9 protein-coding genes are annotated in these 12,518 nt (G+C 66.6%); 5 read left to right on the top strand and 4 right to left on the bottom strand.

The window, feature by feature from the left end:
- The first annotated feature begins 2 nt into the window (after positions 1 to 2).
- From MNI96_RS00045 to MNI96_RS00025, 5 genes are all read left to right on the top strand, one after another.
- Complete coding sequence (locus MNI96_RS00045; RefSeq protein WP_249689315.1) at positions 3 to 1,724, top strand: cobalamin-dependent protein; 1,722 nt, start codon at positions 3 to 5, stop codon at positions 1,722 to 1,724.
- A 122-nt stretch (positions 1,725 to 1,846) separates the two neighbouring features.
- The gene (locus MNI96_RS00040) at positions 1,847 to 2,851 is read left to right on the top strand and encodes a hypothetical protein (RefSeq protein WP_249689314.1); all 1,005 of its coding nucleotides are present in this window, start codon (positions 1,847 to 1,849) and stop codon (positions 2,849 to 2,851) included.
- Positions 2,852 to 2,865: 14 nt separating this feature from the next.
- Positions 2,866 to 3,876: a 3-oxoacyl-[acyl-carrier-protein] synthase III C-terminal domain-containing protein gene (locus MNI96_RS00035; protein ID WP_249689313.1), complete on the top strand. Its 1,011-nt coding sequence runs from the start codon at positions 2,866 to 2,868 to the stop codon at positions 3,874 to 3,876.
- Positions 3,873 to 4,940: an enoyl-CoA hydratase/isomerase family protein gene (locus MNI96_RS00030; RefSeq protein ID WP_249689312.1), complete on the top strand. Its 1,068-nt coding sequence runs from the start codon at positions 3,873 to 3,875 to the stop codon at positions 4,938 to 4,940. Before MNI96_RS00035 ends, MNI96_RS00030 begins: the two co-directional genes overlap by 4 nt.
- 258 nt (positions 4,941 to 5,198) lie before the next feature.
- Entirely contained in the window at positions 5,199 to 6,773 is a 1,575-nt protein-coding gene (locus MNI96_RS00025) for an MFS transporter (RefSeq protein ID WP_249689311.1), read from the top strand.
- Between the two features lie 155 nt (positions 6,774 to 6,928).
- On the opposite strand, the gene MNI96_RS00020 is transcribed toward MNI96_RS00025, so the two are convergent.
- The 4 genes from MNI96_RS00020 to MNI96_RS00005 form a co-directional block, all read right to left on the bottom strand.
- Positions 6,929 to 7,702, bottom strand: a complete 774-nt coding sequence (locus MNI96_RS00020) for a 2OG-Fe(II) oxygenase (RefSeq protein ID WP_249689310.1) — start codon at positions 7,700 to 7,702, stop codon at positions 6,929 to 6,931.
- Between the two features lie 153 nt (positions 7,703 to 7,855).
- A complete protein-coding gene (locus tag MNI96_RS00015) occupies positions 7,856 to 9,745 on the bottom strand; it encodes an IucA/IucC family protein (RefSeq protein ID WP_249689309.1) in 1,890 nt (629 codons plus the stop codon).
- A 24-nt stretch (positions 9,746 to 9,769) separates the two neighbouring features.
- Positions 9,770 to 11,131, bottom strand: coding sequence for a lysine N(6)-hydroxylase/L-ornithine N(5)-oxygenase family protein (locus MNI96_RS00010; RefSeq protein ID WP_249689308.1), 1,362 nt, complete (start codon positions 11,129 to 11,131; stop codon positions 9,770 to 9,772).
- A gap of 187 nt (positions 11,132 to 11,318) precedes the next feature.
- Positions 11,319 to 12,062: an ectoine synthase gene (locus tag MNI96_RS00005; protein WP_249689307.1), complete on the bottom strand. Its 744-nt coding sequence runs from the start codon at positions 12,060 to 12,062 to the stop codon at positions 11,319 to 11,321.
- Positions 12,063 to 12,518: the final 456 nt, after the last annotated feature.

The raw sequence follows: 12,518 nt of genomic DNA, 5'->3' as shown, positions 1-12,518 counted from the left end.
CCATGACACGTATCAAGGCCGACCTGATCCTGGTCCATGCACCGGCGATCTTCGACTTCCGCAACCGGGACGATTTCGTGCTCGGCTGGTACTCCAGCCAGGAGAGCAGCAACGTCACCCCGATCTTCGAGATGCACCCGCTCGGCTTCCTGTCGATCAAGAGCTTCCTCGCCGAGCGCGGGCTGGACGTGAAGATCGTCAACCTGGCCTCCTTGATGCTCAAGCATCCCACGCTCGACGTGGAGAAGCTGTTCGAGCATCTCGACGCGCCCGCCTTCGGCATCGACCTGCACTGGCTGCCCCACTGCCAGGGCTCCATCGAGGTCGCCGGGGTGCTGAAGAAGGTGCACCCGGAGAGCTTCGTCGTCTTCGGCGGCATCGTCTCCACCTATTATGCCCGCGAGATGATGCAGTACCCGCAGATCGACGGCGTCATCCGCGGCTACGACACGCTGGAGCCGCTGGCGGACCTCGTCGGGCAGCTGAAGCGCGGCGTGCGCGGGCGCCTGGACGTCCAGAACATGGTCTACAAGGACAAGGGGGAGGTCGTCGACAACGGCCATTCCTACACGCCCGACGTGCTCAACGACGTGGCGATCGACTGGTCGAAGATGTTCCCCAAGACCGACAACCTGCTGAACATGCCCAACCTGATGGTGCTGCCGAACACCGGCTGCCAGCAGAGCTGCGGCTGGTGCTCGGGCTCGCGCTGGGCCTATCAGCGGATGATGAACGTGGAGAAGAAGACCGTCTTCCACCGCCGCTCGGAGCAGCTGGCGCGGGAGATCACCACCTTCCCCAAGACCGAGTCCCCGCTCAGCGTCTACACGCTGCAGGCCTACTCGGAATCCGCCCCGCGCCTGCTCTCCTACCTGGAGGCGGTCAACGACAGCGGCGTCGTCAGCTCGGTCTCCTTCGAGCAGTTCCGCCTGACCAAGCCTTCGGTGCTCAAGCAGATGGTCGAGGTCGCGCCCGATCTCGACATCTACATCAACCTGTCGCCGCAGTCGCACGACGTGGAGATCAGCCGGCTCAGCGGGCGCGGCACCTATACCAACGAGGAGATGGAGGACTGGATCGCCGCCGCGCTCGATGTCGGCATCAAGGGCTTCTACCTCTGGTACACGATCGGCATGCCGAAGCAGACCCATGCCTCGGTCATGGAGACGGTCGCCTATTCGCGCCGGCTGATGCAGCGCTTCCCGAACGACAAGGTGATCCCGACGATCTTCGGCATGGTGCCGTTCCTCGATCCGGGCTGCCAGTGGTTCGAGCAGCCGGACGAGCACGGCTACACCGTGTTCCACCGCGATCTCGAATCCCATCGCAAGTCGCTCACCCAGCCGCGCTGGCGCGACGCGATGAACTACGAGACCAAGTGGATGAAGCGCGACGAGTTCCTGCCCAGCATGTACGAGGCGATGCAGGTCATGGCCAACGACAAGGCGGAGTTCGGCCGCATCACCAAGCGCTCGATCAGAATCGTCAACGACCGCATCGACCACCTGCGCTACCTCACGGGCTCCGTCGACCGAGCCTATGAGCTCGACGGCGGGCTGCCTGCCTCGCTGCGCCAGGAGATCGGCCGGCATAACGACGAGATCCTCTCCTACGCGGCGGATGTCGCGCTGGTGAAGAAGCCCCTGTCGGGCCGCTGGTACGACGACCACACGGTGCCGGCGGAGATCATCGAGGCCTGCACCGGCACCGCCCGGGCCGCCTGAGCGCCTCGCGCCCCCTATCGGCCGCGCCGCCCTGCCCGACCTCGCCCGCCGGCCGTCACGGACGGCGGGCAAGCGGGAGACCGGGCGGCGCGCCCTTCTCTCCCAGCCAGGAGCCGGATCCCATGACCCGCGAAAGCGTTACGGAACCCGTCGGTCTGCTTGCGGCCGCCCATTACCTGCCCGAGCGCACCAGCCCGCTCGACGAGATCATCGCCCGCGAGACGGGACCCGTCGACGTCACCGCCGCCGCGCGGCTCGGCGTCGACAGCGTCCATGTCTTCGAGGGCGAGAGCCCGACGGACATGGCCGTTGCCGTGTCGCGCAAGGTGCTGGAGACGGCGGGCCTCACCCCGCTCGACCTCGATGCGATCATCGACTTCTCGATGATGCCGCAGCGCTATGTCGAGCCGGCCTGGTCGATGAGCAACGAGCTGCAAGCCGAACTCGGCGCCAAGCGCGCCTTCACCCTCGGCTATAGCGGCGGCCACTCGTCGAACCTGCATGCGGCGATCAAGTTCGCCCGCGCGCTGATCCTCGCCAACGACGACGTGCACCGGGTGCTGCTGGTGGCCTCCGACCAGGCGATTGCCGGCAACCGGGTGATCGCCGGCCAGGACGCCCCGCTCACCGTGCTGGGCGACGGCGCCAGCGCCGTCATCGTCGCGCGCGGGGCGGGCCGCGCCCGGATCCTCGGCACCGCCATGCGCTCCAACGGCGCGCTGCACGACGTGCTCAACATTCCCGGCGGCGGCATGAAGCACCCGACCCGGCTCGACCTCTACCGGCTGACGCTGGATGCGGCCAAGCACGCGCGCGCCGACCGCACCAATGAGCTCAAGGGACTGGTCGACAAGCTGCTCGCCCGGCACGGGCTGTCGGGCGGCGACATCGGCCGCACCATCACCGCCAACATCTCCGCCTCTGACGCGCAGGCGGTCGGCGACAGCCTCGGCGCCGGCGAACGGCTGGTGCCGGCGGGCTTCGCCTCGCGCGGGCACCTGCATGCCTCCGACCTCGTCCTCAACCTGCTGGAACTGGAGGAGGAGGCGCCGCCCGCGGGCACCCACGTGCTGCTGGCTACCCATGGCCACGGCTTCCTCTACGGCGCCACCTTGCTGCAATACTGACAGGGGAGTTTCAGATGGACCACGTCGGCATCCTTTCCGAAGCCTTCTACCTTCCGCCCGACAAGAAGCTGGTGGCGGACGTGTTCCGCGACGAGGACGTGCCGTTCGGCACCTTGTCGAAGAACATCGACTTCCAGCGCGACATCGGCATCCACGACATCCATGTCACCGACGAGCTGCCCTCGGTGCTGGCCATTGCGGCCGCGCGCCGCGCCCTCGACCAGGCCGGGGTGGCGCCCGAGGAGGTCGATCTCGTCGTCGACTTCACCTCGATCCCGGAGGACTATGTCGGCCCGACCTGGTCGGCCGCCGGTCTCGTGCAGCAGGAATTGGGGCTGGACAATGCCTTCGCCACCGCCGTCAACACCGGCGGCTGCGCCAGCTACCACCTGGCGCTGAAGACCGTCGTCTCCCTGATGCTGGCCGACGACGACGTGTCGACGGCGCTGCTCTTCGCCGGCGACCGCACGCCGGATCTCAACAAGACCTATTATCCGATCACGGTGGCGAGCGACGGCGGCAGCGCGCTCGTGCTGCGCAAGAACGCGGCCCGCGCGCGCATCCTCGGGGTGGAGACCATCTCCATCGGCCGGCTGCACGACGTGTGGTACGTGCCGGGCCTGCAGAACCGCCAGCCGAACGAGGAAGTGACCGAGCGGCTGCTGCACATGTACGCCAAGATGGACAAGTTCAACGAGGGCGTCATCCCGATCAACTTCCGCATGTTCGGCAAGGTGATGACCCAGCTGCTCGACAAGCTGGGCCTCAGCTTCGACGACGTCGACTATTACGTCTATCCGACCTTCTCGACCTGGGATCAGGCCTATTTCATGAAGAAGTTCGGCCTGCCGAAGGAGAAGGTCTACACCAGCGCGCTGAAGCATCGCGGCCATGTGCAGGAAAGCGACATGGTCATCAACTACGCGGAGGCGGTGGAACAGAACCTCATCCGCACCGGCGACAAGGTGATGGTCGTCTCCAACGGCGCGGGCTTCGCCTGGTCGGCAGCCCTCATCCACCATTGAGCGCCACTCTCGCCCCGCCGCAGCAGGACGAACTCCTGGTGCGGCGCAAGGGCCGCGCCGGGCGGATCACGCTGAACCGTCCCCGCGCCCTCAACATGCTCAGCGAGGCGATGCTTGCCGGCATCGCCTCGGCGCTCGAGGACTGGCGGAACGATCCGGCGGTCGAACTCGTCGTCATCGATGCGGTCGGCGGGCGGGCCTTTTGCGCCGGCGGCGACATCGCCGCCGTGCATGGCCGCATCGTCCGCGGCGACGTGGACGGCGCACGCGGCCACTGCCTTGCCGAATACCGTCTCGACCTTGCCCTTGCGCAGTACCCGAAGCCCGTCGTCGCCTTGATCGACGGCACTGCCATGGGCGGCGGCCTCGGCCTGGCGCTCCACGCCAACTATTCCATCGCCAGCGAGCGAGCGAGCTTCGCCATGCCGGAATGCGGCATCGGCTGGATCCCCGATTCCGGCGCTTCGCATCTTCTCTCCGGCCTTCCCGCTCCGCTCGCCGCCTTCATTGCCCTCACCGGCGAGAAACTCGGCGCGGATACGGCCGCGGCGCTCGGCCTCCTGCGCCGGCGCATCGCCTCGGACCAGATGTCGGAGCTGGCGGAGGCGCTGTGCGCGCAAGGCATCGCCGCCCTGCCCGCGCCCGTGCCGGACAGCACTGCTGCCCCCGCCCTGCCCGGCTTCTCGCCGGAGCTGGAGCATGCCTTCGCCGCCCCCGACGTGCCGCAGATCCTCGCCCGGCTGGAAGCGGGCGGCGAGGCTTGCGCGCGCGCCGCCCGCGCCCTCCTCAAGGCCTCGCCGCTCGCGCTCGCGCTGACCTTGGGGGCGCTCGCCCGTGCCCGCCGGCAGGGCAGCCTGGAGGCCGCGCTCGGGTTCGAGTATGCCGTGGTCTCTCGACTGATGACCCATCCGGATTTCGCGGAAGGCATCCGCGCGGCCATGATCGACCGCGACCGCCGTCCGGTCTGGACGCAGCCCCACACGCATCGCTTCACGGACGCCGACCTCGCGCCGTTCCTGCCCGCTGCCGGCGCGCCCTTGCCGCTGGCGCTTGATGGGCCTTGAACGTCAGTCGCAAAGGCACCTGAACCCTGCGGAATTATATATTTCCCCCGCTTCCGGGGCGCCTTTAGATTTTCTCGGGCAAGGCGCAGAAAAGATCAACAACGATGCGGGGTTGCACCCGGATCGCCATCGTTCGCGCGCAGCGCTTGCGGGAGGAGAACCGCCCCTTTCCCGCCTTGCAGTCGTTTCACGGCAGATCGCCGTCGGAGGCTTCGCCAACCGGCGACCGTTTCCGCAAACGCATTCGGGAAACAGACAATGACCTCAGTCCAATCGACACCACGTTCCTCCTTGATGGACAACTGGCCGACGCTCGCGGTCGCCGCGCTCGGCTCGTTCCTCGTCATTCTCGACGTGACGGTGGTGGCCATCGCGCTGCCCTCCATCGAGCGGGAGCTGAAGGCGAGCTTCGCCGAGCTCCAATGGATCATCAACGCCTACAACATCGCCTATACCTCGGTGCTGATCGCCGTCGGCGCCATCGCCGACTGGTTCGGTCGCAGGCGGGTGATGGTGATCGGCCTCGCCCTGTTCGGCGTCACCTCGCTGATCGTCGGCCTCGCCGACACGCCAACGGCGCTGATCTGGGGGCGTGTCGCGCAAGGGCTCTCGGCCTCCGCCATGCTGATCCTCGGCGTCGCGCTGATCTCCAATGCATTCCAGGGCTCCGACCGGGCCCAGGCCTTCGCGCTATGGGGCGTGTCGATCGGTTGCGGCGCGGCCTTCGGCCCCATCGTCGGCGGCATTCTCGTCGACCTGCTCAGCTGGCGCTGGATCTTCCTGCTCAACGTGCCGATCGTCGCGGTGCTGATCACGCTGTGCTACTGGCGCGTGGAAGAATCCTCCGACGACAATGCGGGCGGCCTCGACTGGCCGGGCATCCTCACCTTCACCGGTGCGCTGGGCTGCCTCTCCTACGCAGTGATCGAGGGCGGCGAGCGCGGCTGGGGCAGCGACACCATCCTGGCGGCCATTGCCGGCGCCGTGGTGCTGTTCCTGCTGTTCGTATGGATCGAGACCAGCGTGAAGAAGCCGGCCTTCGACCTGCGCCTCTTCCGCATTCCCACCTTCACCGGGGTGCAGCTGGTCTGCGTGCTCAACAGCATCACCTTCTGGGTCATGCTGGTCTACCTGCCGATCTACTTCCAGGTGGTGCACGAGATGTCCGCGTCCTCGGCCGGCCTGATGCTGCTGCCGATGACCATCCCCCTGCTGCTCGTCGCCCCGCTCGGCGCGCGGCTCGCCTCGCCCGACCGTCTCGGCGTGCGCGGTCTCATCGCCTTCGGCTGCGCGCTCGTCGCCGTCGGCTTCCTGTGGCTCGCCATCGCTCCCCCGGCCGAGGTGGTCGTGTGGGTGGTCGCCTTCCTGCTGCTCGGCATCGGCACGGGCCTGATCAACGGCGAGCTCTCCAACGTTGCCACCGCCGTCGTCCCGCCGGAGCGGGCAGGCGTCGCCTCGGGCGTCAACATCACCTTCCGCCACGGCTCCTTCACCCTGTCGATTTCGGTGTTCGGCGCCATCCTGCTGTCCAGCATCACGCTGCAGCTCGGCGGCTCGGGCGATCTGGCGACCGCGCTCGGCGAAGGCCTCACCAATACGGCGAACTTCATCGCCCGCGGCGACTTCGCCGGCGCCGTTGCCAGCGCGCCGGTCGAGGTCCAGCCGGCAGTCACCGAATTCGGCCGGGCGAGCTTCGCCTCCGCCTTCTCGGTGCTGATGTGGATCGTCGCCCTGCTTTCGGTTCTTGCCATCGTCATCTCTGGTCTGATGATCCGGCGTCGCGACCTGCTGGCGGGGCCCGAGGCCCCGGCAACCGCAGCGGCGGGCGAGTAACCGGAAGGCCGTCCGCCGCTTCAGCGGAATCCGGCCCGCTTTCCAGGAGGCGGGCCGGGTTGCGGCGGAAGGTTCCTCCCCGAAATAAACTAGGGCGCGCCTTCATCCCGAAGGCGCGCCCCTTTTCGTTCCGGCAAGAGGATGAAGCGGCAGCGTCAGCTCCAGTAGGTCAGCGGCTGGTCGTCGCCGCGATAGCCGACGAAGCAGGACATCGTCACCCGGCGCCCGCCGACGCCCGGCGTCACCCCGTGGATCAGCTGCGAATTGAACAGAACCAGGTCGCCGTTCTCCGGCCGGATCACCAGCCGCGGCTCGCCCAGCACCTCGCGGTCGAGCCCGTCGCGGGTCTCCTGCTCCTTGTCCTGCTCCGGCGTCGGCTCGCTCAGCCACAGCTCCAGCTCGCCGCCCTCCGGCGGCATGTCGAGATACACGTTGACCGCCAGCTGGCCGGTCAGGTCCGACGTGCCGTTCGACAGCATCCGCGCCAGCCGATCGTTGTGCGGCAGCATCTTGGCGCCCGGATCGATCACCCGGCAGGTGCCGACGAAGCTCTTGCGCCCGTCGATGGTCTGGATGGTCGCGCCCGCCGGCCAGACTTCCTCCAGCAACAGGCGGAAATGGTCGAGCGGCGTCAGGTTGGGGTAGATCATGTCGCGGATGCCCCAGATCGAGCGCATCGCCTCGCTGTGGTAGCGGTTGGCGTTGTCCGCGTCCTTGCCGACATCGACATAGCCCATGCCGAGTCGCTTCAGCGCGTTCTGCACCTTGTAGGCTTCCAGCTCCGAATGGCCGGCGATGCAGTCGGCGAAGGTGGCCGACAGGTCCTTGGGGTAGAAACCCGGCACATGGATCGCATCGATGTTCTTCGCGATGAGCTTGCGGAGGCTGTCCGCGTTAAGCTCCTTCGAAATCTCGATAGCCTTCAACATCGTATTTCCCTTCCCGGATAGGCAGAAATGACGAGCCGTTTGCTTTCGAAAACCATCGAAAGACGGCGCGCCTCCAGTATTCCAGAGAGGGTTTCTTGCAACAAAGTCCGTTTTCATATCTGCGCAAGCAGCGCGAGACAGACGAAACCGGCCTCAGCCCGGGCCGAGGAAATAGGTCCCGATATGCCCCATCGCCCGGCGCAGCACGCCCGGCGACCCGTCCGCCCCAATGGTCAGCGGATTGGGCAGCGTCCCGGCATATTCGAACCCCTTGTCGGGATCGTTGGGATCGAGAAGCTGCCGGTTGTCGCGCAGCTGCAACCGGTTGATGCAGTTGCGGGGGAACTCCGGCACGAAGACGTCGTGGCGGGCGAACTTGTCCGCATATTGCGGCTGCGCCGCCTGGTACTCGCGCACGCACTCGCCGACCAGCGCCCAGAACCGCGCCTCGGGCAGCACCTGCCGCTCGTCGAGGATCGCCGCCAGATGGCGGAAATAGCAGTCGAAGACATCGGTGAAGATGCCGTCCAGCCGCACCGCATCGTCCAGCACCACGCAGTTGCGCCGCACCACCGGCGGCAGCGTCGCGCCGCTGTTGAGGATGCGCATCTCCTCCGCCAGGTCCTTCATGACGATGCGCGTCGGCGCGTCGTTCTCCAGAATGAGAATGACGTTCTCGCCATGCGGCATGAAGATGATGTCGTAGGCGTAGTAGCAGTGCAGCACCGGCGCCAGATAGGCCTTGAGGTAGCGGCGGATCCACTCCTCCGCCCCCAGCCGCGAACGCTCGATCAGGCTGGCGGTCAGCGAATCCCCTTGCGGGTCGAGATGCAGCAAGGCGGCCATCGTCATCAGCCGCTCGCCGGGCCGGATCAGGTTGACCGGGCTTTCCCGCCACAGGGCGGCGAGCACGTGCTTGTAGGGAGAATCCGCCGCCAGCCCTTCCTCGTAATAGGGATTGCGGTAGCTGATCGTCGCCTGCTCGCAGATCAGGCAGAAGCCGTTGTCCTGCAGGTAGCGGTCGCGCGCCAGCAGGTTGCGCAGCCACTCGTTGATCTCCGGCGTCGTCTGCATGTCCTCCGGCGACAGGCCGCGCTGCAGCATGAAGCCCATGTTGAGGATCGACAGCGCCATCTTCACGTAGCGCTTCGACGGCGCCGAGGCATTGAAGAAGGTGCGGATCGACTGCTGCGGCTGGTAGAGGTCCCGCGACAGGCCGAGATAGACGATGTTGCGCCGGGCGATCTCCGGGGCAAAGCTCATCGAGATCCGATTGAACCACTGCCAGGGATGCACCGGCATGAAGTGGTAGCGGTCGGGGTCGAGCCCCTCGCCGGTCAGCTGCGCCCGGTAGTCGGCGACCGTGTCCTCTCCCAACTCTTCCGCCATCAAGCGGTCGTGGTCGATGCCGGCCATCGCGGTGAAGCGCGAATGCTCGCGGGAGACCGCGATCCAGACGATGGACAGCGGACCCGCCGCCTCCGGCGCGTAGAGCGGATAGTCGGCCGTGTCGAAGCCGAGCCGGCCGTTGTTGGCGACGAAGGAGGGATGACCCTCGGTCATGCCCGTCTCGATGGCCTGGAAGTCGGCGCCGGCAAGGTCGGACGCCCGGTGCGGCTTGGTCGCCGCCTTGTAGGCGCTGCCGTAGAGAATGCTGCTGATCTCGTCGAGATAGACCGGCATCATCGCGTCGCGAATGCCGAGCTCGGTCTTGAACTCGATGATGAACTTCAGCGCGTCGAGCACTGCCTGCTCGCCCCTGATCCGCTTCTTGATCGAGTGGGCGTCCACCTGCCAGTGGTCGAGGCGCATGCGCCGGGCGCGGAACGTGTATTCGATGCCGAGCGCCGGCTGCTCCAGCACGTAGCTTCCGGCCTGGCCGGCGCCTGCCGGCTCCACCTCACGCGGGGCAAGCAGCAGCTCGTGGGCGAATTCGGAGATCGCCTTGCGCACCAGCTGCCGATTGGCCCACAGCCAGCGGTCGCTTTCCAGATGCGCGGTCGCACGCTCGTGCGGCGGCATGGTCTGCAGGGCGGCGGTCATCGCATCCATCGTCGTCTTGCCCCGTCAGCCGCCGGCCGAGACGGCGGCGGTAAGGCCGTCCGCGGGCGAGGAAAAGCGCTGGAAGGCGAGGCTCCGCTCCACCGGGTAGTATTCCTTGCCCAGCACCTCGCGGATGATGACCGAGTTGCGGTAGCAGGACTGGCCGAGGTCCGGCGGCAGGTAGCTGTCGGCGTGGATTTCCGCGTTCTGGACGAAGATCTCGCCGCCCTCCTTGTCGATGCTGCAGTTGCGCGCCACCGCGAAGCGCCCCTCCCCGCACCAGTTGATGCGGTCGGAGATGGGCTTCAGATAGTCCGGCATGCGGAACCGGTAGCCGGTGCCCATGATCAGCACCTCCGTCTCCAGCTCGAAGGACTTCTCCTCCTCCACCTGACGGAAGGTGACGCGGAAGCTGTCGCTCGCCGCATCGTGGGTGCAGGCCTCCACCTCTGTGTTGGAGATCAGCATCATGTCGACATCGCCGCCGAGCAGCTTGCGGTAGCGCAGGTCGTAGATATCGTTGATCAGGGACGGGTTGACGCCCTTGAAGATCGCCTGCATCGCCCGCACCAGGTCCTCGCGCTTGGGCCGCGAGAGCGAGAAGAAATAGTCGGCATAGTCCGGCGTCGTCATCTGCAGGGTGAACTTGGTCAGCTCCCGCGGCACGAGGCGCGAGGAGCGCGTCACCCAGTTGAGCCGGTAGCCGTAGCGGTCGATGTCGGTGAGCAGGTCGTGATAGACCTCGGCCGCGCTCTGGCCCGAGCCGACCACGGTGATCGACTTCCTCTGCCGCACCGCCTCGCGGTTGCGCAGGTAGTCGGCGCTGTGCAGCAGCGTGCCGCGCAGCGGCTCGCACGGGGCGGGCAGCGCCGGCGACATGCCCGAGCCGAGCACGATGCGGCGGGCGAGCAGCACCTTGCGCTGGCCCATCTTGGTGTTGAAGCTGGTCACCCGGTAGACGCCGGCCTTCTCGTCGTATTCGACGGCCTCCACCTCGCGGTTGAACACCACGTTGTCGAGACGGCTAGCGGCCCAGCGGTAGTACTTGTTGAATTCGTTGCGCAGCAGGAAGAAGTTTTCCGTGTCCAGCAGGAACGCATAGAAGGCGTAGATCCGGCCGGTCTGCTTCAGGTAATTGAGGAAGCTGAACTCGCTGGTCGGATCGGCCAGGGTGACGAGGTCGCACAGGAAGGGCGTCTGCAGCGTCGCCGTTTCCAGCAAGGTTCCCTCGTGCCAGTTGAACTGGTCCTTGCGTTCCAGGAACAGGCAGTCGAGATCGCGGATCGGCTGGGTCAGACAGGCGAGCCCGAGATTGAACGGGCCGATACCGATGCCGATGATATCGAAGACATGGCCTTCGGCGCTTTGCACGGATTGCGACGTCATTGAAACTCCTTCCGGCGACGCCAACCGGGACGCGGACGGCATCCGCGGCGGACGGGAAAACCTTAGCGATCCGGCAAAAGCAGTTGAAATATATTATATTCGGCCCATTCGGTGGCTTGGCGACTGATTGCCGCCAAGCCCCGCTCGCCTGGTCCGAGACGGGTTCCAGCGCGCTGGAGGGCGTCTCTCAATAGGACGACGGCCGGCCGCCGGAAAAGTCGTGTGCCTCGGTGCCTTCGATCGGCGGGCTGAAGATGCTGAGGCAGATGGCGGGATCGCGCACCACCATCCGGTGGGCATCGTTGCGGTTCATGATGAAGGCGGTCGCCCGGGCGCCGTTGGTGTCGATCGGGTGGCTGCCGCTCTCCCACACATATTCGCCGCTGCCCGAGACATAGTAGCAGCTCTCGAAATGGTGCCGGTATTGCAGCGGCGAGTCCGTATTGGCATTGCCGAGCGTCTGGCACAGGGCGAAGCCGAAGCCGTCGGCCTTGACCAGCAGGCGCCGGCTCTGGCCGTTGCCCCAGAAGACGTCGCGCTCGGTGCCGATGAACTCGTCGACATGGCGGATCAGCGCGTCGGCGCGGATCGCCTCCTGCGGCCCTTCGCCGCCGAAGACGGTGCAGATGCGCATCTCGGTCTCGGCGATGAAGCTCACCTCCGCGCCGGCCCGCGCGGCGACCAGCGTTCCGGGCGAGGCGCGCTCGCTGCGCCCGTCGACGGTCACAGTGCCGCTGCCGGAGAGGCAGAAATGCGCCTGCGCGGGAAACTCGCCGGCGGCATCGCGCGCCACCGTGTCGGCAGCGCCGGCGGCCAGCGTCGTATCGTAGAGCGCGTGGCCCACCTGGTCGTTGCGCGAGACCACCTCGCGGGACACCGCATAGCGGAAAACCGGCGCATCGCCGGCGGCCTTGAAGGTACGGACGATCACGTTTGAGCCCTCCTCGAACATGCCGGGCGGCCTGTCTGCCGGGCCGCTGCCGGACGTATTCGCAAAGGCTATCCCGCGCGCCTTCAAAGGCATAAATCTTGTTTTGTCTTAATTCCGACGCGAGATGATATCGAAGGCATGCCTATATTAAGTATATTACGCAATAATTCGAAAAATATATTCAAGACCACAGCCCGCGATATTGGAAAGCGGCAGATTGCCCCCGCGCTCGTCCACCCACCCCTCCTTGCGTCCTCCCGGACGGCGCGCCAGCGCCGAGCCGGGGCCGGAGAGCCGAGGGCCTGTCGAAGGCACTCCCGCAAGACACCGCAACCGCCGTGGCTCTCCGGTTCCGGGTCTCGCGATGCTCGCCCGGAATGACGACGAGAGAGGGTGGAGCGCCTCACACCCGCCGAGGGTGCCAAAGGGTCCCGGCTCTCCGGCTTCGCCTGCGGC

The sequence above is a fragment of the Stappia sp. WLB 29 genome, assembly GCF_023507705.1.
Taxonomy (GTDB): Bacteria; Pseudomonadota; Alphaproteobacteria; order Rhizobiales; family Stappiaceae; genus Stappia.
This window is presented reverse-complemented; position numbering and strand designations above follow the sequence as displayed.